Source organism: Bacillus sp. LH1, from assembly GCF_057924895.1.
In genome coordinates this window covers 1,163,160-1,184,885 of the sequence record NZ_CM175007.1, presented here as the reverse complement: position 1 = coordinate 1,184,885, position 21,726 = coordinate 1,163,160, and the positions used below count along the sequence as shown (strand labels likewise).

Genomic DNA, 21,726 nt, shown 5'->3' with positions numbered 1-21,726 from the left:
CGAGTAATTTCTCATCTCATCTACGCTTCCTTTTAACTGCAATTAGAAACGCAATAAATAATACATTCACACCAACGATTAAGGAGATAAATAACCAATTCACACCTGTTTCTCCGTTAACTTTATACACGTTTGATTCTTCACGCTTTAAAACGAGATAAAATTTTCCGTTTTCCTCTCTTATAATTTCATCCTGCAACAATCCTCTTAACTCTTGTTTTTCACCAATTGCACTTGCAGGTAAGGAGACTTTTTGTGTTTCTTTCGTATTATTAATTGCTACTAAAGTTACTTCATCTTTATATTTTCGTTTTAGTATACTCATCCCGCTCTTATCATACAGAAGCTCAAACGTACCGCGTCGTAAAGACGGTCTCGCCTGCCTAAGTTCACCTAGTTTTGTTATGTGTTGCATAAACTTTTCGTCTGACTTAAAGTCCATTAATCGTCTATTATCGGGTACACTTCCTCCATCTAACGCAATTTCAGTTCCGTAATAAAAATTCGGAATCCCAGGTGATGTTAACAAATAAGTAAGCGCCAGTTTTAAACGTGATGGCGGATAATACATATTTTCTTTTGCAATACGCGCATATCTTTTTGTTTCTTGATCATCTAAAAACGTAACAAATTCCCCTTCTTTTTTACTCACATCGTATAACGATTTCACCGATACATCCGCTTCGGAAAACGATTCTACGATTTTTTCGTTGTATTCGCTATCCTCCTTTGTCATAATACGAAAATCTTTCTTTATCACTTGCATATCTTTTTGCGCGTTATCCCAAAAGGAACGCGGCTTTTTTTCACTATGTATAACATAACTTCCGTCTAAATCAACTTCTTTTATCCACCATTTCATTGCGTCAATTACCTGTCGTTCGTTTTCTCCAAGCGGAAATTGAAATACAACTTTCATTCCTTTTGCATGAGCTTCTTTTACAAGTTCTTTCACATCATTGTCTGTCCCGAAATGTTCATTTACCTTTTTAAAATTTCGCACGTCTAATCCATCGTATTTTCCACTTTCAAAAAGCGGCGAAAGCATAACGGTAGTAAAACCCATTTCTTTTATGTAATCCAACCTTTTTATAATTCCTCTTATATCCCCGCCTTGATACCCTTCTAAATTACCAACTTCTAATTGTTTGTCATTTTTCGGTTCTCCATTATTGAAGCGATCAATCATAATGGAGTATATAACTTCATCTTTCCACTCTCTTTTTTCGTCTGCAAAAGTATGTATTGGTACAAACAAAACAAAAGCTAAGCAAAAACAAATGAATAGTTTCCTAGTCCGTATTTTTCCCACACGCATCCCCCAAGTTTTTAATTGTAAGAATATTATACCAATTATCCGAGAGAAACGCATATGTCGATTTCAATCCTCACAAAATAATCTATGTTACATTTTCTAACATCATGTATATATTTTTCTGAATTTTTAGTTGATTTTTAGTTCTTTTTCGAATATGATATGAAACATAACAAAACGATGTTATTTTTTCTAACATTATAGGAGGAGAGCTCATGAATATGGGAGATACAGTTTTTATGTTTGTGACGACAGTAATGGTCATGTTGATGACACCAGGATTGGCACTTTTTTATGGAGGTATGGTTCGCAGCAAAAATGTACTCAGTACAACGATGCATAGTTATAGTGCAATGGCTATCGTTTCGATTCAATGGATTGTTATCGGCTATTCTTTATCATTCGGACCAGATTGGCACGGGCTTATCGGTACACTTGATTGGTTCGGTCTAAACGGAGTTACCTACGCACCAAATCCAGACTACTCATCTACTATTCCTCACAATTTATTCATGATGTTTCAACTCATGTTCGCCATTTTAACTCCAGCTTTAATTTCAGGTGCATTTGCTGAAAGAATGCGATTTTCTGCCTTTCTTATTTTTATCCTTTTATGGACAACGATTGTTTACAATCCTGTCGCTCATTGGGTATGGGGCGTCGGCGGGTGGCTAAGGGAACTTGGTGCACTAGACTTCGCTGGCGGAAACGTCGTTCACATCACTTCCGGAGTTGCTGGTCTTGTATTAGCTATTTTCCTCGGAAAACGAAAAAACATAAATGGTTCTTCTCCTCACCATTTGCCATTTACAATGTTAGGCGCAGGCTTATTATGGTTTGGCTGGTTCGGTTTTAACGTCGGCAGCGCATTATCCTTAAACGACGTAGCTTTAACTGCATTTATTAATACAAATATAGCCGCTGCTGCCTCAGCATTAACTTGGATGCTTTCAGAGTGGTTCTTCCAATCAAAACCGACTGCGATGGGAGCTGCTTGTGGCGCCGTTTCCGGTCTAGTCGCTATTACACCAGCTTGCGGGTTCGTTACACCTTTCTCAGCTCTTCTTATCGGAGCAATTGGCGGCGTATTATGCTTCGGAGCGGTCTTTTTCTTAAAAACAAAATTCGGATACGACGATACACTCGATGCATTCGGATGTCACGGCATCGGTGGAACTTGGGGCGGTATTGCGACAGGATTATTTGCAACTACTGCCGTAAACGGCGATGGCGCTAACGGATTATTTTACGGAAACGCCTCGCTGCTGTTGAAACAACTTGTAGCGATCGGCGCAACATATGCGTTCACAATTATAATGACGTATGCCATTATTAAAGCAATCAACTTCTTCCTCCCTGTCCGGGTAGATGAGCACGAGGAACATATGGGACTTGATATTTCGATGCATGGGGAGAAAGCTTATGAGTATACTGAGCGAGTGAACTAAAAAAGAGATGCAATCTATTAGTAATAGATTGCATCTCTTTTTTGCGCACCGGGCAACATACCCCACCTAGTATAACTGGAAATATATTAACGGTTTTTTGGATATATCAACGATTTTTCAAATATATCGATTGTTCCTTTCAATATATCAACGTTTCGACACAAGATATCGATTTACCAACAAATTCCGACATAACGAAACTGAAGAATACCTGCGTGTAACTTTACACATAAAAAAGACGACCGAAACCCAGTCGTCTTTTCCGATTTATTTCGGAGCATTTCCTACATATTGCGTAATATCAACATTTAATGCCTGCGCTAAACGCATACCGTATTCTTGATCTGCACGGAAGAAGTTACAAACAGCTAGTAATTTCGTGCGTTCATTTACGTCTTTCAAGTCATTTGTTAAGTTTGCAATTAAGTTATCTTGCTCTTCTTTAGAGAATGAACGGTAACGCTCACCTGCTTGTTTAAAGTCATTTGGTTTCTCAATTTTTTCACGAGATACATAGCCTTCTACTTTCATAGTTGAATCGCGGTAAGCTGGGTCTTCAACTGGATTTTCAGCATGACGGCTCGGTTCGTAGTTGATTGTAGATGGGTTTTGATTCACTTGCATCGCACCATCACGTTGTTGATTATGAACAGCTGCGTATGGGCAGTTTACAGGAATTTGTAAGTAATTTGCACCAAGACGATAACGCTGTGTATCTGGGTAAGAGAATAAACGACCTTGTAATAATTTATCTTCCGATGGCTCAATACCATTTACAGTGGCACTTGGAGAGAACGCTACTTGTTCTACTTCTGCAAAGAAGTTTTTCGGATTACGATTTAACGTCATTGTCCCTACTTCAATTAACGGGAAGCGATCTTCTGGCCATACTTTCGTTGGATCTAGTGGATCAAAGTCTAAAGAATCCATTTCATCTAATTGCATAACTTGTACGTGTAAATCCCATTTCGGGTGATTTCCTTTTTCGATCGCGTCGAACAAGTCACGAGTAGCATGATTGAAGTCTTTCCCTTGTACCTCTTGCACTTCTTTCGCATTTAAGTTACGTACACCTTGCTGTGGTTTCCAGTGGTATTTAATATAAACAATTTTACCTTCTTCATTAATCCATTTAAATGAATGGACACCGAAACCTTCCATTTCACGATAACTTGCTGGTGTACCGTAATCAGAAAATACCCATGTCATCATATGTGTAGATTCTGGACTTAACGTCATGAAATCCCAGTAACGATCTGGCGTTTGAATATTCGTATCAGGTGCTGGTTTTAAAGAATGTACCATATCAGGGAATTTAATTGCATCACGAATGAAGAAAACTGGTAAATGATTACCTACGATATCGTAGTTTCCTTCTTCTGTATAAAATTTAACAGCGAACCCACGTGGGTCACGTGCTGTTTCAGGAGAACCTTGACCATGAATAACCGTTGAAAAACGAACAAATACAGGTGTTTCAGTTCCTTCATTTTGTAAAAATGCAGCTTTCGTATATTGCTTCATACTATTTTTCGTTACGAATACACCGTGAGCACCTGCACCACGTGCATGCACAACACGCTCCGGAATACGTTCACGATCAAAGTGTGCAAGTTTTTCTACTAAATGATAGTCTTCTAATAATACTGGTCCACGACGACCAGCTGTACGAGAATTTTGGTTGTCTCCAACTGGAGCACCTTGGTTTGTTGTTAAGCGATTATTTGGATTCATCTAGGGGGATCCTCCTCTTTCTTTCATAGTAATTATTATTTGTTTAAAATTATTATAAACTAATTATTATTCAAAACTAGATCTTTGTCAACTATTTCCTTCACTTTTTTGGAAACAATTTCAGCCAAACAGTCGATAAATGCAGATTGCGCATTCGGCATATTTGGTCTAAAATATTTGGCATTTAATTCATCCGTTACAACTTTACATTCATAATCGTTGTCATATAAAACTTCTAAATGCTCCGCTACAAAACCAACTGGGCAATATATGAAAGATTCGTACCCATGCTCTTCATATAAATCTTTCGTTAAATCTTGCACATCTGGACCAATCCACGGATCTGGAGTATTCCCAGCACTTTGCCAACCGATTGTATAGTTTTGAATATTTGCAGCTTCTGCAATTAAATCTGCCGTATGCTTTAGTTGTTCTACATATGGGTCTCCTGCTGCAATAATTTTTTCTGGCAAACTATGCGCTGAAAAAATTACGACTGCTTTCTCTTTATCATCAATTTCTGTAAACGTTTCTTTTATTTGGTCTGCCCAATACGAAATAAACTTCGGTTCATCATACCATTGTTCAATTGATTCAATAACAGGACCACCGATTTCTTTTGAAAGACGAATAGCACGGTCATTATACGCTTTAATGCTAAATGTAGAATAATGCGGCGCTAATACGATACTAATCGTTTGCTCAATCCCATCACGCTTCATTTCTTCTACAGCATCTTCTATAAACGGAGCAGTATGTTTTAAACCTAAGTAACAAGTAAATTCATACTCTGTAAATATATTATTCATTGAATCTGTTAATTTATGCGCCTGTTCTTTCGTAATTTTTGCAAGCGGCGAAATTCCACCAATCGCTTTATAGCGCCCAATTAAATCTTCAAGCGCTTCTTCTGATGGCTTACGCCCGTGACGGATATGTGTATAATACGCCTCTACATCGTCTAATGATTCTGGTGTTCCATACGCCATTACGAGTAAACCTATTTTTTTCTTTTTCATCTATATAACACCTCAATTTTATAAATGAGAATCTTTTTCAAGAACATTTGTTTCCAATTATAACAACTAATAATAAATACGTAAAGATAATTATTCTAAATAAGGATTTTTTCTAATATGATTCTGAATTTTATATGACAATTTATTTAATAAAAAGCGACTTACTTATAAAGTAAGTCGCTTTTCTCCTATTCTTTAATATTTACCCCATATTCTTTAAACCAAACGTGAATTTGTGCTAAATGAGCTAAAAGCTGTGGCCCAGTCATCAATTGACCAAACCATGGTGTTTGAAATGCACTGCCGCCAGACTGAATTAATCCGCTCAACTGCTCTTTATCAAACAGTTCGTGTAAAATTGAACCTTTATCCGTTAATAGATTTTGAAGCCATACTGTTACTGCTTTTGTATAGTGCGGATTGTGCGTTTTCGGATAAGGACTCTTCTTTCTATATAAGATGTCATGTGGAAGTACACCTTCTAACGCTTTACGTAATAGACCTTTTTCGCGGTTTTTATACATTTTCATTTCCCAAGGAATATTCCACGCATATTCGACAAGACGATGATCTGCAAATGGAACACGTACTTCTAAGCTCGCTCCCATACTCATGCGGTCTTTTCTGTCTAATAATGTTGTCATAAACCATATCATATTTAAATAAAATAATTGGCGTCTTTTTGCTTCTAGCGGACTTTCCCCCTCTAAAATAGGAACTTCTTGAATCGACTCTTCATAGCGCCTTTGTACATATTGTTGTAAATTTAATTTATTTCTCCATTCTTTTTTTAGAAGTTGTTCACGTGCCTCTGTAGAACGCATCCACGGAAATGCACTCGATTGTAAATCATCTTCTCTATAAAACCACGGATATCCACCAAATATTTCATCTGCACATTCTCCAGATAAGCCAACGACAAAATCTTGTTTAATTTCTCGGCAAAACCATAATAATGACGAATCGATATCTGCCATACCAGGCAAATCACGAACGAGTACTGCTTCAGTTAAATACTCTGCTAATTTTTCATTCGAAATGACGCAGCGATGATGGGTTGTTTGAAATGTCTCAGTCATTAAATTAATAAACGGAGCATCTGAATTTGGCTGGAATGCATTCGCTTTAAAGTATTTGTCATTATCTTCGTAATCAATAGAATACGTGTGTAATTGCCCTTTTCCCGATCTCTCATATTCTTTCGCTGCAATAGCTGTAATAGCGCTCGAATCTACACCACCCGATAAAAAAGTACATAGTGGTACATCAGAAACAAGCTGTCTTGTAATAGCATCTTGTAATAAAAAGCGCGTTTTCTCTACTGTTTCTTCAAAAGAGTCTTCATGTTTTTTACTTTCTACATTCCAATATCTCCATATACACAAACCGTTCTTTGAAAATGTCATCGCATGACCTGGACGCAATTCTTTTATACCAGCATAAATACCGTGGCCAGGCGTTCTTGACGGTCCGAGCCCGAATATTTCTGATAATCCTTCTAACGTTACTTCCGCCTTCACATCTGGATGCGACAATATCGCTTTTAACTCCGAACCAAATAGTAAGCGTCCGCTATCATATTTATAAAAAAGTGGCTTTACACCTAATCGATCTCTCGCAATAAATACTTGTTCTTTCTGTTCGTCCCATACTGCAAACGCATATATACCGTTTAAATGATCGACACATTCTTCTTTCCATTCAATATAAGAAGCTAATAATACTTCTGTATCAGAATGACCTTTGAACGTATATCCTCTTCTTAATAATTCCTTTCGAATGTCTTCTGTGTTATAAAGTTCACCGTTATAGCAAATGGCGTAATTCGTTTCATCTTTTAAACAAGTCATCGGCTGTTTACCGCCCTCAGGATCCACAACGATTAACCGCTTATGCCCAAATGCGACATTTCCTTTAATCCAAACTTTATTATCATCCGGCCCCCGTTTCGCTAACGTCTCAGCCATCTTCGTAACGACATCTCTTTCTCCTTCTAATGAGCGTTTATAATCCACCCATCCTGTAATCCCGCACATATAAATCATCCTTCCATCTTATTTCTTTTCTCGAACGTGCAGTAATCCCCACCCTGTGAGTGCGGATCAAAAAAATGAAAAACTTGACGATAACCTACTATCCACATATGGAATAGCATTTTCACTCAGTAAAACGTGTTTTATTGTATGCCCACCTATGTCTATATGTGTCTAGTTATAAAGAATGCACGAACTGTCTATAACAGGAATAACTACTTTTCATAAAGGAGAAATCGTGTATGATACAACGTAAACATATTTTATATAATCAGCCCCGTGCTCATACAGTCGGTAATGTAGAATATATAAACAATGAGTGGGTATTCTTTGATGATGAAAATGATGAAGCGTTTTTATTAGAAGATATTGCCGAAGATGGGTTTGAAATTTTGTATAATAACAATTGGCTACCAGCCCGTTTCTATGAACAAGATGTATTACAAATCGCCAACGAGCAACACCATTTGCAAAATGGTGAAATGATACGTATTCGAAAAAAGTTACTTCTTAGCTATAATGAATGGCTGGAGGAATTACCTGACTCTGTCTTCACATTATTAACCGAATCATTGCAATCACTTCACTACTCTTTATATGATTGCATGTATTGTCATAATTATTTATCTTTCTTACCGCAAGAGGAGTCACGCGAAGGAGTAAATATTCTTTTGTTTGATAACGAAGAAATGATCTGTACACTGCAGCACCATTTCGTCCGTCACACTACGTCAAATAAAAATATGTTCCGTTTTACGAAAGTAAATGGAGAAGAGTTGCATATCGATGCGACATAAAGTGAAACTTTAATCAGCGGGGGAGCCCACTGATTATTAGCCTTCACCAATCTGATGTTTACGGGATAAAGTAAAAAACCACCTTATAATCTCCCAAGTCTTTGAGATTATAAGGTGGCTTTATTTTTTATTAGAATACTTTCCAGCCAATCGGTAATTTCAGCCCAAGGTAAAATACTGCTACTAGCGCAACAATAAATAAGCCCCAAACCGCCCCTGTTGGTTTGTTTTTGCTCATTTTCACAAGAACCATTTCCATTCCACCGATAACTAAAATACCAGCTAACATTTTTAAGCCATACCACATGTGCATGCTACCTGTTGCTGTCTTCACAATACTCATGTACAACATGAAGCCTGTCACAATAATAATGATATACATTAGGCGAAGCCCCATATGTACACCTTTCCCTTTTCTTCCTGCTGAATAAAGTGAATACGCAACGAAGAATAAAATTAAACCTAACGCCCATGCTGTAATATGCATATGTACCATCGTATCCCTTACCTCCTCTTTTCACACTTTTTCACTCTATATGATAACATGTTCATTTATTTTCAGGAAATGTTTCGCTTTTTTACATTTAAATGCTATAATATTTAGAGTATTTACAAACTTCTTGTAATAACAAAAGGGGGAACAATCATGATTCAAACTAAGGATATTATCGAACTTACAGACACATACGGAGCAAATAACTATCACCCACTTCCAATCGTTATTTCTAAAGCAGAAGGTGTTTGGGTAGAAGATCCTGAAGGAAACCGCTATATGGACTTATTAAGTGCATATTCTGCAGTAAACCAAGGTCATCGTCACCCGAAAATTATTAACGCTTTAATTGACCAAGCTAATCGTGTTACGTTAACTTCTCGTGCTTTCCATAGCGATCAATTAGGTCCTTGGTACGAAAAAGTTGCGAAACTAACTAATAAAGAAATGGTACTTCCAATGAATACAGGTGCTGAAGCTGTTGAAACTGCAATTAAAACAGTTCGTCGCTGGGCTTATGATGTGAAGAAAGTGGAAGCAAACCGTGCTGAAATCATCGTTTGTGAAGATAACTTCCACGGACGTACAATGGGTTCTGTTTCTATGTCTTCAAATGAAGAGTACAAGCGTGGATTCGGTCCAATGCTTCCTGGCATCGTTGTAATTCCTTACGGTGATTTAGAAGCATTAAAAGCCGCAATTACACCAAACACAGCAGCATTCATTTTAGAGCCAATTCAAGGTGAAGCAGGAATTAATATCCCACCAACTGGTTACTTAAAAGAAGCTTTTGAAGTATGTAAAAAAGAAAACGTTTTATTTGTAGCAGATGAAATCCAAACTGGCTTAGGCCGTACTGGTAAAGTATTTGCTTGTGACTGGGACAATGTAACTCCTGACATGTACATACTTGGTAAAGCACTTGGCGGCGGTGTGTTCCCAATCTCTTGCGTAGCAGCAAACCGCGACATTTTAGGTGTATTTGAGCCAGGTTCTCACGGTTCTACATTCGGTGGTAATCCACTTGCATGTGCTGTTTCTATCGCGGCTCTTGAAGTGTTAGAAGAAGAAAAATTAACAGAGCGTTCTCTTCAATTAGGTGAAAAATTAGTTGGGCAATTAAAAGAGATTGATAACCCAATGATCACTGAAGTTCGTGGTAAAGGTTTATTCATCGGTATCGAATTAAACGAGCCAGCTCGTCCTTACTGTGAACAACTAAAAGCAGCTGGTCTATTATGTAAAGAAACACACGAAAATGTAATTCGTATCGCACCACCTCTAGTAATCTCTGAAGAAGATTTAGAGTGGGCATTCCAAAAAATTAAAGCTGTATTATCGTAATGATAGAGAGGTTGTCCGACATGTTGGGACAACCTCTTTCTTTTTATATTCATTTATATTAAGATGAAATTGTAATTTTCTGTATTTTAAAATCGTAAAGGAGGTGCGACATGCTATTAAGATATGGTAAACATATTAACTATTTAGCTACAGCTTTTATTTTAGTTACATTCTTTGGTTTCCTACTTTCCACAACATGGCTTCATTACTCAACTCCTACTACACTCACACTACTGAAAGCATCATTTTGGACTGCTGTTATTCTTACTATCATTGGTTTTGGACGAGAAAAAAGCACACTTACGGTTATACTATTTGGCATTTGTACACTTGCATTCATTGGTCTTTACACTTTTGCCGTTATCGATTACCTCTATAACCCAAGGCCATAAAAAAAGAGCTATCTTTTAACAAGATAGCTCTTTTCTTTATTTCACTACATTTCGTAAAGTACCAATTCCTTCTACTGTAATGACCACTTCATCACCAGCATGTAAAAACTTCGGTGGTGTAAAACCTTTTCCGACACCAGCCGGCGTTCCTGTTGCGATAATATCACCTGGTTCTAAAGTCATTCCTTTACTTATCGTTGAAATAATTTCTTCTATTGAAAAAATCATTTTATTTGTGTTAGAAGTTTGCCTTACTTCTCCATTTACTACCGTTTCAATGTGTAATGCATTCGGCGCATTAACCACCGATTTATGAATTAAATACGGTCCCATCGGACAAAATGTATCGAAGCTTTTCCCAAGGAAAAACTGTTTATGTTTTCTTTGAATGTCTCGAGCTGTTACATCATTGATAATCGTATAACCAAAAACATGCTCAAGCGCTTTTTCTTTTTTTATTTGCTTCCCTCGCTTACCAATAATGATAGCTAATTCTCCTTCATAATCTAGTTCGTCCGTTGCATGAGGGTGACCATTAATTTGCTCATTTATGCCAATAACTGTTGTTGGGGCTTTCGTAAAGATCATTATATTTTCTGGAATAGACTCTACTCCGCCCATTTCTACCGCATGCTCACGATAGTTTTTTCCAACGCACAAAATATTCTTTCTTGGCCTTGGAATCGGCGCTAATATTTTCACCTCTGTTAACGGATAATACGCCGCTTCCCCGTTCTCTTTTGCCCAATTTACAATTTCACATACTTTCTCAAAGCATTCAGTCCCTCTTTCAATACACTCTAACATTGTAATAGGGATTGTAACCTTTTCCCCTTTTTGTCTTTGCGCTTCTCTTAAGTGTAATACCTTTTCTTCTTCTTCATCTACAATACCTACAAATACCTTTTCTTCTTTCTTCGCCGTTACAAAACGCAATATTTCCACTCTCCATCCTAAAACTCATACCCTTTAATTGTATTCGCATCCGCAAGAAAAAAACCTTCTCATGCACGCTAATTTTTACAATATTCTTCTCATCCCCTATTCGTTACCCCTTTATCATTTGGCATAAAATGTAGAAATTTTACTTTTTTTAGCGAATGCATTTCTTTTTTATGAAGTTTTTGTATAATATGTACTACATATATACTAAAAATTTCATTTAGAGATGGAGCCGATTTCAATGTTTGAGCAAGCGATTGAAAAAAAACGTGAAAAAATGATTTATTTTGCTGAACGCTATGGAATGACTTCTCAAAAAACAGTGGATTGTAGCCAAGAACTGGACAGGCTCTTAAATGTAATTTGTCATGTACATACGGATTTACACCCTAATCAAACGTTCAAAACACACACGCAATAATGCGTGTGTTTCTTTTATTTCAAAAAAATACACATTTTATTGGAAACGCCCATACAATAGTAGAAAAGAAAATTTTAAAAACGAAGGGTGTTTTGTATGCCAGCTATGGTCGGACATATTCGTATCGTCAATATTGGATCAAGTGGTATTTTTCATATTGGAGATGTATTTGCGATTAGGCCTATTAGTTACTCACGTGCTTTCGCCGGGGCCGGCTCTTTCAACGTTGGAGATAATGTTTCTGTCTACAATTATCAAAGTGCAACGACTGTCAACGATTCAGATGTAATCGATCAAGCGATAATTGGCTCAACTTAAAGGAGGCAATTGCATTGAATTTTTATGTAAACCAAAGTATCATCATCAACAGTATTAAAATTGATAGCATTACAACCTCTTCTGTGTTCCAAATTGGTACTGCCGGAAGTATTAAAGCCCTATCTAAATTTTCAAATACGGGCGGATTTACGGAACCGCTTCGCCCATTACAGGCAAAAGGACAAATTATTTCTATCAAACCATCAACTAGTTCTTCTTAAGACATCCTTGTCATAAATATATAGCAGGAATATTTTTACCCTCCCTATTGAAAAGGAGGTTTCACAAATGAATCAAGATATATATACTTACTTACACCAACTTCAACAAGCTCTTCAAACACAACAAGCAGCCATCCTAAATTTAGAAGATCAAGTGCGCCAACTCCAAGAAGAGCTTAACGAATTAAAAAATCGCCCCTCCTCTTCTGTAGGAAAAGTGGAATACAAATTCGATCAATTAAAAGTCGAAAATTTAAATGGTACTTTAAATATTGGTTTAAACCCATTTTCAGCAAAAGGACAACAAATTGAAGATTTTCAAGTGGATACAGAAACATTGAAGGTAAACCCTGAAACCGAAACAAACCCAGACTTTTATCAAGGTATCCTCCAAGAAATGCATCGATACTTAGATGAAGAAGCATATAATCGTATTCTCCATTTTGAACAAGAAGAGAGAACACCGCTTGATGAAATGTATCGACAAATGATGGTGGATGACATAAAAAAACAGATGGAGCATCGACTCCCTTATTATTTATCACAAGCGCAATCATATGAAGGTATTTCAACAGATCCAGATTATTTACGAGATATCATTATTCAGGCAATGAAACAAGATATTGACAAAGCCTTTCTCTCCTTTATTCAGCACATACCGGGAAATTTCCGAAAGGAGTAAGTATGTATGAACCTTAACGTTGTAAACCGTGAGTTAAAAGTCGGACAGATTAAAATGAACGGTGTATCGTCGTCCGCACTCTTTTTAATTGGAGATGCAAATCTCCTCATTCTATCTTCTATTCTCGATACACCATTTGAAACAGTTACAGAGGGTCCATTTGTACCATTAGTAACAGATGTCCCTCCTACTCCAGGTTAAGGAGACTGAAAAATTATGTTGCATCATGTGTCCATTGTCCAAAATGTTTCTATTATTTCTTTAGGGATTACTGCCGTATTTCAAGTTGGAGATGCAAACCAAATGGAATTAAAAAGTAGAGCTATTGCCGTCCACCGTGAAATTCCTTTTTATATACGGGGAGAAGGTCGCTTTGATGCTTTTGAAATCTTTACAGATGAACACATTACAATTCCAAAACGAACGACAGATGTAAAATTAAATATTGTAAATGAATGCCCTTTTATTGAAGTGAATAACGTTGAATTGCGGACACTTTTAAATTCTGGTTGCTTTCAAATTGGAAATGTTGATTATGGTTTTAATAACTCTCGTATTATACAAATCCGCCAATATATTACGGATGAACCTTCCGCACAATAATTCATATAGTAATTAAAAAGCTTAGTAAAGTAGGTGGATGGTATGCCTTCAGTTGTAGGAAATCTCGTCGTGCAAAACAGTAACGGCTCTTTCAACTTAGGAGATTTTTATAACGTATCTCCGAAAGAAAACACGAAAGCCTATAACGGATCTGGAGCTTCCAATGTTGGGTTTGTCGTGAATACGTTTAACGGTGTTAGTGCAACGAATACATTTGATTCTGATGTGGCAGATCAAGATCAGATTGGAACAGCGTAAAAAAAGTAGGAGATATTCTCCTACTTTTTTCTTTTATGTAATTCAAAATTATTAAAATGAAATTTTAATAAGCAAGAGCTTCACTGTCCACAAATAGTGGTATAAACACGTAAGTAGTGAAGAGGCACTATTTCATTTTATTTAAATGATAACCCACTCTCCTCCAAAGCCTTCCTAAGCTTCGGCAAAGACGCAGGTCCCATACCATGCAGTTTTAAAATTTCTTTTTCACTATATTTTGAGAGTTCTTCTACAGTTTGAATTCCACGGTGCTCTAATGCCCTTCTTGCTGGCGCTGAAAGAAGAGAGAGAAAACCTTCTTTTGGTTTTCTCTCTTTCTCACAGACTGGGCAAGTTGGACAATCGCTACTTTTATAGTACTCGTGTCCCTGTTCACAAGTTCTTAACGTTTTTTCCGTTACCATTTTCAAGCCCCTCTATTCTTCAATATTTACAACGTGATTCCCATCAAAGAAGTATAAACATTTCTCTTTTACAGGATGTTGTAAGCTTTTCTCCAGTGCTTTTGCATATAACGAAAGCTGCACTTTATATCGATCTTCTAAAATTGGTTTCGCTTGTTCGAATCCGCCTGGGAATTTCCCTTCAATCGTATCTGTTTTAAAGTCGATTAACGTAATGCCATCTTCCTCTTCAATCATGCAGTCGATAACCCCTTGGACAAGAATCGTTTCTTCACTCTTCCCTTGCCAATCTTGATATGCTTCTTCTGCTGCAAGCATCATCGTAAATGGTACTTCACGCTCAACACTTTTCGCCGCTAATACCCTTTTACCTAAGTCACTGTCAAAGAATGAAATTACTTTTTCAATCGCTATTTCTTCCGCCTGCTCGAATGTTAATAATTCCTTATTTACCATTCCAGCAATTTGCTCTTGAAGAACTTCAACCGTAATCGGCTTCTTCAAATCAACATGCTGCATAACGGCATGGACTGCTGTTCCGCGCTCTGCGTACGTTAACCCTTTTTTCTCCATAAAGCGCGGGCGTGTTTTAATTGGTGCACGTAGTTTTTTAATAAAGGCGTTATCGCTACCTTCTTCAGATTGATAATTTCTCTTTATTTCTGTAACAGATTGCTTCGCACGATGAGATGTCGCATCCTCATATCCGTACTTCCACATTAATCTGTCGTACACTTCTTCTTTCCGTTCACTTTGCAGGGGAACAGCCTTTTTCTCACGAAGTGCTTCTAACAATTCTTGTTTCTCTTCTTGAACTGGCTCTTGTGCAAGTAGTGTGTTACCGTCCACAACTTCTACTTTCCAGCTAGTGTCATATCCGTAAATTTCATCTGGAATACTTCCTTGTCCTAATTCAAGAAGCATTTCACTATCACGGTGTCTATATAATGAAGGTGCAATCCAGTCTAAATAACAAGACGCTCCGGCACGTATGTGATCTGGTAATAACCATTCACTATGTTCCCTCGCATCAAGCCATTTTTCCATTTCCTTATTTGCATCCTTAACTGTTCCGATTAAAATTAACTTCTCTTTCGCACGCGTCAATGCTACGTATAGTACGCGCATTTCTTCCGCAATTAATTCCATTTTCATTTTACGCTTAATCGCAAGCTGTGATAATGTTGTATATTTAATTCGTTTACGCGGATCGATAAATTGCGAACCGAAACCGAAATCTTTATGCAATAAGAAACGTTTCATTAAGTCTTGTGTATTAAAACGACGACCGAGTCCAGCTACAAATACGACCGGGAACTCTAGCCCTTTACTTTTATGAATCGTCATAATGCGAACAACGTCTTCTTGTTCACCTAGGGCTCTCGCCGTACCCATATCATCACCGCGTTCTAAAATACGTTCAATAAAACGTAAGAAGCGGAATAACCCTCTAAATGATGTTGCTTCATATTGTCTTGCACGGTCATATAGTACGCGTAAGTTTGCTTGTCTTTGCTTTCCTGCTGGTAAACCGCCAACGAAGTCGTAATAACCTGTCTCACCGTACACTTTCCAAATTAAATCAGAAAGGGATTGTTGACGGGCAAATTCACGCCATCCTTGCAGTAAGTTATAAAACCACTCTAATTTATCATGAAGTTCTTGCTCCTCTTCAAGCGGTGCCCCTTTTAAGAATGAGCTCATTACTTCATAAAACGAGCCTTTCTTTCCATGAGCACGAAGCGTTGCAAGTTCTTCATCGCTCAACCCAACGATTGGGGAACGAAGTACAGCGGCAAGCGGAATATCTTGCATCGGATTATCAATAACGCGGAATACGTTCATCATAATATTTACTTCCGTCGCTTCAAAATAACCAGTCGCGAGGTCAGCGTATACTGGAATTCCTTGTAATTTTAACTCTTCCATAATTTGCGGGGCCCACGGCATGGAGCGAAGTAAAATAACGAAATCGCGATATTGCACCGGACGCATACTATCATTTTTACGGTCATACACTTCATAACCGGAATCAACCATCGCTTTAATGCGCTGCGCCATAAGGCGAGCTTCAAGCTGTGCTTTTTCGACTTCTGCACCTTCTTCACCGTCTATTACTTCTTCCGTTTGCTGAATACATAATAATTCTGCTGCTACATCTTCACCTTCTGGATAGGTAGCACCTAGCTTTAGTTCAGCGTCAGCATCGTAGTCAATTTCCCCAACTTCTTCGCCCATAATTTGTTTAAAAATAAAGTTCGTACCTGCTAGTACTTCATGACGACTACGGAAGTTTTTCGCTAAGTCAATCTTCATTCCGCCGCCCAATCCTTCTTGTGTGAAACGTTTATACTTTCCTAGGAATAAGCCTGGCTCGGCTAGTCGGAAACGATAAATCGACTGCTTTACGTCACCAACCATGAACAAGTTTCCTTCACTCTCAGAATCTTTCGTTACGAATTTAATAATGGATTCCTGTACAAAGTTCGTGTCTTGATATTCATCGACTAATACTTCAGCAAATTTATTACGATATTGGAGCGCCACTGCTGACGGATTCATTTCACCATTTTCACTTTGTTCACTTAAAATTTGTAAACAGAAATGCTCTAAATCTGTGAAATCGACCATTCCTTTATCTCGCTTCATCGCTTGGAAACGCTCTGTAAATACTTTTACAAGTTGAACAAGCTTTTCTAATACTGGGTGCATATCTTGAAAATCTCGTAAGAAACTTTCAGGTTTGCGGCTAAATAACTCTTCTTGTAATTTCTTCACTTCATCTTTCGCTTTATTACGAAGAGAGTCTACTTGTTTTACAACATCTTCATTGTAATCACTTTTCTTAATACGCTTTAACGTTTGCCACGATACGTTTTGCATCGCTTCATACAAACTTGTCCACGACTCACGAGCAGCTGATGATAGCGTTCCAAGTAAAGCTACATCTGCTTGCAGGGTTTCAATGCGAGGCGCTGGACCGTCAGGAAGCATTGCGAGTTCAGTTGCCTTACGAATATGCTGTTCCGCTGTTTCAAGCTGGAATTTCACATCTTCTAATAAATAAGAAGCATATACTAAATCCTCAATTGTCTTTCCTTCTACGTCATATGCTTCTACTAATTTATCAAGCCATTTTTCCGGATTTGGATGCGCTCTTGATTCTGTATGAAGCGCTAAAATCATACGTTGTAAGTCATCATCACTACGGTCACTCGTATAACGATCAACGAGTTCAAAGAATATCGTATTATCTTCGATGCCATACTCTTCTTCTAATATGTCATCTAGCACTTCTTCTTTTAACAATTCATTTTCTGTTTGATTCGCAATACGGAAACGAGGATCAACATCAAGCATGTAGTAATATCCTCTAATTACTTGTAAACAGAATGAGTGAATTGTTGAAATGGAAGCTTTATTTAATAGGCTCAGCTGCTTTCTTACGTGTTGAGAGCCTGGTTCATCAATTAATACCTTTTCTAACGCTTCTCCGATTCGGTTTTTCATCTCTTGTGCTGCTGCATTCGTAAATGTTACAACGAGCAGGCGGTCGACATCGACTGGGTTCTCTTCATTAATAATCTTTTTAATAATACGTTCAACTAATACTGCTGTTTTACCTGATCCAGCTGCAGCCGCAACTAAAATATCACGTCCGTTAGCTACAACAGCTTTCCACTGGTCATCTGTCCATTGACTACCTTCTGGTTTTTTAGGCCAATTTTCTATCATTCTCCGCCAACCTCCTCTCTTATTTTCTCCATCGCTTCGCTATCTTTCATATCTTTTAACGATCGGAACTGATTATCTTCCAGTGACTCATCAAATTGACAAACAGATTTGAAGTTACAGAACGTACATGCTGCTTTATTCCCCATTTTATAAGGAGCAATATCGATAACACCTTCTGTAATATCTTTTCCGATATTTTCAAACGTATGGTGTACATATTTTTGCAGTACGTTAAACTCTTGCTCACTTGCAATACTTGAACGCGCACTAAAGCTACCGTCTTTTTTCAGGCCAGCAGAAATAATATCTGAGCTTCCTGTTGAAAGTTTGTTATCCATTAAACGAACAACGTCAGCATCTCCTAATACGAGTCCTTTCATTTTAAATTTCTTTAAAATTTCTTTTTCAATTTCAGCTTCCGTTGCGTCACCTTTCATCTCAACGATTGGGTTATGAATATGGAAATACAATACACCAGCTGGTGATGCTGCTTGGCCTTTTTTCATCCACGTCTGTGCATTCGAAGTAACAACATCTAAATACGTTAACATTTGAAGTGCTAATCCGTAATACACTTCCGTTAAATCTAACGCTTTTGAACTTGATTTATAATCAATAATACGTAAGAACGTCCCGTTTTCATCTTCTGCCTTATCAACACGGTCAATACGGCCGACTACTTCCATCTTTACACCATTTGGTAATGAGAATTCCATCGGCGGAAGTGACCCTGTACCTCCCATACCGAACGGCACCTCTAAATCAACTGGTACGAATCCGCTTGACTTCGCATGTTCACGAAGAATGATTGACGTACGGAAAATGATTTGTTGTAGTTTTTGTTTTAAATAGAAATGACGGTTTGAACTTAATAAAATTTGTCGTTGTAATAACGGCGCAATTTCTTCTATTACTAAAACAGAAAGATGCTCACACTCTTTTATGGATAAATCCGCCCAAGTGCGGTTTTCACGCAATAACTTGTCCGCAATTTTCTTTAATGCCGCATGGAATAATTCGCCGATGTCTGGCGCATCAAGCTTGAAAATATCACGCTCTCTAAGCGATAAACCGTGCTGCGCAAAATGAGCGTATGCACAACGATTAAATAGTTCCATACGAGAGACGCTTCCTTTAATTATATCTCCGTATAAATCTCTACTTACTGCTGTACTTAGTTTCTTCGCACGATTTCGATAGAATAAACTTGATAAGACGCGGCTACTTTTTTGTTTCCATTCATCTGAAGTTACGTAGAAATTATATACGTCCCACCAAAAGTCTAAATTCCCTTCAAATCCGTATCGCTTCCACGTTTGTAGTTGCTGCATAACGTAAGATAACGTTACTTCTGGCGTTGCTACATATGAAATTTGTTCTGAACGTGATAAATCATTTACGTCATTCGTAATAAATGAATCTTTCACATTAGGGAACATTCTTTTTATTTTCTTAATAAAGCTAGACGCAAGTAACGTCTTTCCTTCTTCATCTGCAAGCGGGCATGAAATGTATAACTTCTCAGATGCTCTTGTTACCATTTGATACATAACGAACTGTTCTTCTAACAAAGTTTGTCTCGTCGTTGGCGCTAATTCAATCCCTGCCGCACCAAGAACTTCTCTTTCCTCATCAGAAAGCATACCTTCATCCATAGGTGCTGCTGGAATGACACCCTCATTTACACCTATAATAAACGTTGCTCTCACATCAGATAATCTGGAGTGATCAATATTAGCAATTAACACTTGGTCTAATGACGGCGGAATGTTAGCAAATTGAAGTGCCTCAAGACCAGTCGACATAACGTCAGTAAACATAGAAAGAGACATTTTCTCTTCCCCAAGCATCTCTACAAATGTATCAAGAAGGCTCATTACTTCTTCCCATACTTGTTCATGATCTGTCGCAAATAAGAAATCTCCACTTTCTTCTGCACGTATACGTAATTCTTCTAGTTTTTTCGGAACATCCAGTTCTTCTAAAAACAAGTAAACTGCTTCACACATTTGCATAACTGTTCCTGCACGCTTTAACCTTTTTTGCATGCGAATAACAGGTGTTCTTACAACGTCACGTAGCCTATTTATTTTCTCTTCCATTTCACGTTCACTGTCTGTAATCATCCCGTTCGTATCATCAAGAGAACGATAACGGCGATACATCCATGGATCTTCAGCAGTCCATCTCTTTCCTTGTATACCGTACGCTAAACAGTAATTTTCAAATTCATCCATTTCTTCACGCATCGCTTCTTTTCTTACGTCTAATGGATATAACAGCTCTGTTTTCACGCAGCGGAACACCGCATCATAACGCCAATTCCCACTAATAATCTCGAGTGCAGAACGAATACATTCTACTAATGGGTGATGTGACATCGGGCGCTTTTCATCGATGAAGTGCGGGATATTATAATCTGTAAATAACGTTCGCATCACATCGTAATAACTTTCCCCATTACGAAGAAGCACTGCAATATCCCGGTAACGATATTTTTCGTCGGCAACAAGTTTACGAATTTCACGAGCAACACCTTCTACCTCCGCTCGTAAATTCGCAGCTGTACTAATCGTTACACTCGCTTCACCGTTAAATTTTTCATTCGGACGCGCTTCATAATGCGCTTCTAAATGCGCTAATGCCGGAGAATGAAAACGCGGCTGTTCCATAAGTGGAATTGTTTTTTCAATTTCTATTTTCTCTTCACGCGCTACTTGTTTTATTTTTTCATACGTTAACGTCGTTTCATAAAATAAATCGAGTTCATTTACTGGCTGCGCTAACGTTTTTTCATCTATCGTTAACGTGATCGTAACTCTCGCTCCGCAAATCATAAGCTGTCTTACAATCTCTAACTCTTGCGGGGAGAATGAATGAAATCCGTCTATATAAATTTCCGCACCATTTACATATTCAGACTGCGGAAGCTTTTCCACTAGCAATTGCAGGTAGTCTTCTGAATCTAAATATTTTCCAATTAAAGCACGTTCAAAATCATCGTATAACAGCTGTAAATCATACACTTTATTCGCTAGTAACTTTTGTTCGGCACTGCTACTATGCGCATCTAATTGTTGCCACATTTCATATACGTTAGATGGCGTTACATTGTAACGTTTAAACTCTGCAATCATACTACCAAGATGTTCAAAGAAACCGTTTTGCTCCGCTGCTTTTTGGAACACCGATAATCCATCTTTACGAGACTCTACAATTTTACGGAGTAACATATGTACACCAGCTTCATCAATATGAAGACGACTCGCTCCGCCAACTTCTTGCAGTACCTTCCACGCTAATCGTGAAAAACTAAAAACTTGTGCCCGAATAGAACCTCTTACATCCTCACTTCCAATTAACGCCTGCTGCGTCTGGAATGTCATCTGTTCTGGCACAAGATATAATATTGTTTTCCCTCTCGGGCGTTGTTTTAACTCTTCTTGCACTTCGCGTAAACAAAGTGTACTTTTTCCACTTCCCGCTCTACCAATCACAAATCGAAGTGACATGTAACCCCACCTTTCACTTACATAACGAACGTTA

General features: G+C 37.8%; 20 protein-coding genes. 11 read left to right on the top strand and 9 right to left on the bottom strand.

The window, feature by feature from the left end; genetic code table 11:
• Positions 1-16 precede the first annotated feature (16 nt).
• Positions 17-1,372, bottom strand: coding sequence for an alpha-amylase family glycosyl hydrolase (locus tag ACX9TM_RS06205; RefSeq protein WP_013141814.1), 1,356 nt, complete (start codon positions 1,370-1,372; stop codon positions 17-19).
• 158 nt (positions 1,373-1,530) lie between these two features.
• Here ACX9TM_RS06205 and ACX9TM_RS06200 point away from each other — a divergent pair, with 158 nt between their 5' ends.
• Complete coding sequence (locus ACX9TM_RS06200; protein ID WP_001055855.1) at positions 1,531-2,763, top strand: ammonium transporter; 1,233 nt, start codon at positions 1,531-1,533, stop codon at positions 2,761-2,763.
• A 267-nt stretch (positions 2,764-3,030) separates the two neighbouring features.
• Here ACX9TM_RS06200 and katB read toward each other — a convergent pair whose 3' ends face one another.
• From katB to asnB, 3 genes are all read right to left on the bottom strand, one after another.
• Complete coding sequence (gene katB / locus ACX9TM_RS06195) at positions 3,031-4,497, bottom strand: catalase KatB (RefSeq protein ID WP_001069177.1); 1,467 nt, start codon at positions 4,495-4,497, stop codon at positions 3,031-3,033.
• A 59-nt stretch (positions 4,498-4,556) separates the two neighbouring features.
• Entirely contained in the window at positions 4,557-5,516 is a 960-nt protein-coding gene (hemH, locus tag ACX9TM_RS06190) for a ferrochelatase (protein WP_000727377.1), read from the bottom strand.
• A 188-nt stretch (positions 5,517-5,704) separates the two neighbouring features.
• Positions 5,705-7,552, bottom strand: coding sequence for an asparagine synthase (glutamine-hydrolyzing) (asnB, locus tag ACX9TM_RS06185; RefSeq protein ID WP_000334000.1), 1,848 nt, complete (start codon positions 7,550-7,552; stop codon positions 5,705-5,707).
• Positions 7,553-7,791: 239 nt separating this feature from the next.
• Between asnB and ACX9TM_RS06180 the strand changes: the two genes are divergently transcribed.
• Positions 7,792-8,346 carry a DUF2777 domain-containing protein gene (locus ACX9TM_RS06180; protein WP_000616046.1) on the top strand — a complete coding sequence of 185 codons (555 nt, stop codon included), beginning with the start codon at positions 7,792-7,794 and terminating at the stop codon, positions 8,344-8,346.
• Positions 8,347-8,476: 130 nt separating this feature from the next.
• Here the strand turns inward: ACX9TM_RS06180 and ACX9TM_RS06175 are convergent, their stop codons facing one another.
• Positions 8,477-8,842 carry a YisL family protein gene (locus ACX9TM_RS06175; RefSeq protein ID WP_000233494.1) on the bottom strand — a complete coding sequence of 122 codons (366 nt, stop codon included), beginning with the start codon at positions 8,840-8,842 and terminating at the stop codon, positions 8,477-8,479.
• 150 nt (positions 8,843-8,992) lie between these two features.
• On the opposite strand from ACX9TM_RS06175, the gene rocD reads away from it, so the two are divergent.
• Both rocD and ACX9TM_RS06165 read left to right on the top strand, forming a co-directional pair.
• Positions 8,993-10,183, top strand: coding sequence for an ornithine aminotransferase (gene rocD / locus ACX9TM_RS06170; protein ID WP_000616662.1), 1,191 nt, complete (start codon positions 8,993-8,995; stop codon positions 10,181-10,183).
• Positions 10,184-10,293: 110 nt separating this feature from the next.
• On the top strand, positions 10,294-10,575 hold the full coding sequence (locus ACX9TM_RS06165; protein WP_065382234.1) for a hypothetical protein: 282 nt from the start codon (positions 10,294-10,296) through the stop codon (positions 10,573-10,575).
• A 36-nt stretch (positions 10,576-10,611) separates the two neighbouring features.
• Here the strand turns inward: ACX9TM_RS06165 and ACX9TM_RS06160 are convergent, their stop codons facing one another.
• On the bottom strand, positions 10,612-11,511 hold the full coding sequence (locus tag ACX9TM_RS06160) for a fumarylacetoacetate hydrolase family protein (protein ID WP_001213071.1): 900 nt from the start codon (positions 11,509-11,511) through the stop codon (positions 10,612-10,614).
• Between the two features lie 247 nt (positions 11,512-11,758).
• Here ACX9TM_RS06160 and ACX9TM_RS06155 point away from each other — a divergent pair, with 247 nt between their 5' ends.
• From ACX9TM_RS06155 to gerPF, 7 genes are all read left to right on the top strand, one after another.
• Positions 11,759-11,938, top strand: a complete 180-nt coding sequence (locus tag ACX9TM_RS06155; RefSeq protein WP_000462841.1) for an aspartyl-phosphate phosphatase Spo0E family protein — start codon at positions 11,759-11,761, stop codon at positions 11,936-11,938.
• 96 nt (positions 11,939-12,034) lie between these two features.
• On the top strand, positions 12,035-12,256 hold the full coding sequence (gene gerPA / locus ACX9TM_RS06150; protein WP_001111187.1) for a spore germination protein GerPA: 222 nt from the start codon (positions 12,035-12,037) through the stop codon (positions 12,254-12,256).
• A 14-nt stretch (positions 12,257-12,270) separates the two neighbouring features.
• Positions 12,271-12,477 (top strand): spore germination protein GerPB, encoded by a 207-nt coding sequence (gerPB, locus tag ACX9TM_RS06145; RefSeq protein WP_001012508.1) that lies wholly within the window; start codon positions 12,271-12,273, stop codon positions 12,475-12,477.
• A 67-nt stretch (positions 12,478-12,544) separates the two neighbouring features.
• Entirely contained in the window at positions 12,545-13,159 is a 615-nt protein-coding gene (gene gerPC / locus ACX9TM_RS06140) for a spore germination protein GerPC (RefSeq protein ID WP_001070760.1), read from the top strand.
• Between the two features lie 6 nt (positions 13,160-13,165).
• Complete coding sequence (gerPD, locus tag ACX9TM_RS06135; RefSeq protein ID WP_001052807.1) at positions 13,166-13,360, top strand: spore germination protein GerPD; 195 nt, start codon at positions 13,166-13,168, stop codon at positions 13,358-13,360.
• Positions 13,361-13,375: 15 nt separating this feature from the next.
• Positions 13,376-13,762, top strand: a complete 387-nt coding sequence (locus ACX9TM_RS06130) for a spore germination protein GerPE (protein ID WP_000902324.1) — start codon at positions 13,376-13,378, stop codon at positions 13,760-13,762.
• Positions 13,763-13,804: 42 nt separating this feature from the next.
• Positions 13,805-14,020, top strand: coding sequence for a spore germination protein GerPF (gene gerPF, locus ACX9TM_RS06125; protein WP_001141566.1), 216 nt, complete (start codon positions 13,805-13,807; stop codon positions 14,018-14,020).
• A gap of 137 nt (positions 14,021-14,157) precedes the next feature.
• Here gerPF and ACX9TM_RS06120 read toward each other — a convergent pair whose 3' ends face one another.
• From ACX9TM_RS06120 to addB, 3 genes are read right to left on the bottom strand one after another with little or no spacing between them, the layout of a single operon-like run.
• The gene (locus tag ACX9TM_RS06120; protein WP_000255728.1) at positions 14,158-14,445 is read right to left on the bottom strand and encodes an RNA polymerase alpha subunit C-terminal domain-containing protein; all 288 of its coding nucleotides are present in this window, start codon (positions 14,443-14,445) and stop codon (positions 14,158-14,160) included.
• A 12-nt stretch (positions 14,446-14,457) separates the two neighbouring features.
• Positions 14,458-18,180 carry a helicase-exonuclease AddAB subunit AddA gene (gene addA / locus ACX9TM_RS06115; RefSeq protein ID WP_065381909.1) on the bottom strand — a complete coding sequence of 1,241 codons (3,723 nt, stop codon included), beginning with the start codon at positions 18,178-18,180 and terminating at the stop codon, positions 14,458-14,460.
• Complete coding sequence (gene addB / locus ACX9TM_RS06110; RefSeq protein ID WP_065381910.1) at positions 18,177-21,692, bottom strand: helicase-exonuclease AddAB subunit AddB; 3,516 nt, start codon at positions 21,690-21,692, stop codon at positions 18,177-18,179. The genes addA and addB overlap by 4 nt, the downstream gene beginning before the upstream one ends.
• Positions 21,693-21,726: the final 34 nt, after the last annotated feature.

Coding starts and splice junctions, on each gene's coding strand:
- ACX9TM_RS06205 (WP_013141814.1), bottom strand. CDS start 1,372: ATGCGTTTCTCTCGGATAATTGGTATAATATTCTTACAATTAAAAACT.
- ACX9TM_RS06200 (WP_001055855.1), top strand. CDS start 1,531: ATGAATATGGGAGATACAGTTTTTATGTTTGTGACGACAGTAATGGTC.
- katB (WP_001069177.1), bottom strand. CDS start 4,497: ATGAATCCAAATAATCGCTTAACAACAAACCAAGGTGCTCCAGTTGGA.
- hemH (WP_000727377.1), bottom strand. CDS start 5,516: ATGAAAAAGAAAAAAATAGGTTTACTCGTAATGGCGTATGGAACACCA.
- asnB (WP_000334000.1), bottom strand. CDS start 7,552: ATGTGCGGGATTACAGGATGGGTGGATTATAAACGCTCATTAGAAGGA.
- ACX9TM_RS06180 (WP_000616046.1), top strand. CDS start 7,792: ATGATACAACGTAAACATATTTTATATAATCAGCCCCGTGCTCATACA.
- ACX9TM_RS06175 (WP_000233494.1), bottom strand. CDS start 8,842: ATGGTACATATGCATATTACAGCATGGGCGTTAGGTTTAATTTTATTC.
- rocD (WP_000616662.1), top strand. CDS start 8,993: ATGATTCAAACTAAGGATATTATCGAACTTACAGACACATACGGAGCA.
- ACX9TM_RS06165 (WP_065382234.1), top strand. CDS start 10,294: ATGCTATTAAGATATGGTAAACATATTAACTATTTAGCTACAGCTTTT.
- ACX9TM_RS06155 (WP_000462841.1), top strand. CDS start 11,759: ATGTTTGAGCAAGCGATTGAAAAAAAACGTGAAAAAATGATTTATTTT.
- gerPA (WP_001111187.1), top strand. CDS start 12,035: ATGCCAGCTATGGTCGGACATATTCGTATCGTCAATATTGGATCAAGT.
- gerPC (WP_001070760.1), top strand. CDS start 12,545: ATGAATCAAGATATATATACTTACTTACACCAACTTCAACAAGCTCTT.
- gerPD (WP_001052807.1), top strand. CDS start 13,166: ATGAACCTTAACGTTGTAAACCGTGAGTTAAAAGTCGGACAGATTAAA.
- ACX9TM_RS06130 (WP_000902324.1), top strand. CDS start 13,376: ATGTTGCATCATGTGTCCATTGTCCAAAATGTTTCTATTATTTCTTTA.
- gerPF (WP_001141566.1), top strand. CDS start 13,805: ATGCCTTCAGTTGTAGGAAATCTCGTCGTGCAAAACAGTAACGGCTCT.
- ACX9TM_RS06120 (WP_000255728.1), bottom strand. CDS start 14,445: ATGGTAACGGAAAAAACGTTAAGAACTTGTGAACAGGGACACGAGTAC.
- addA (WP_065381909.1), bottom strand. CDS start 18,180: ATGATAGAAAATTGGCCTAAAAAACCAGAAGGTAGTCAATGGACAGAT.
- addB (WP_065381910.1), bottom strand. CDS start 21,692: ATGTCACTTCGATTTGTGATTGGTAGAGCGGGAAGTGGAAAAAGTACA.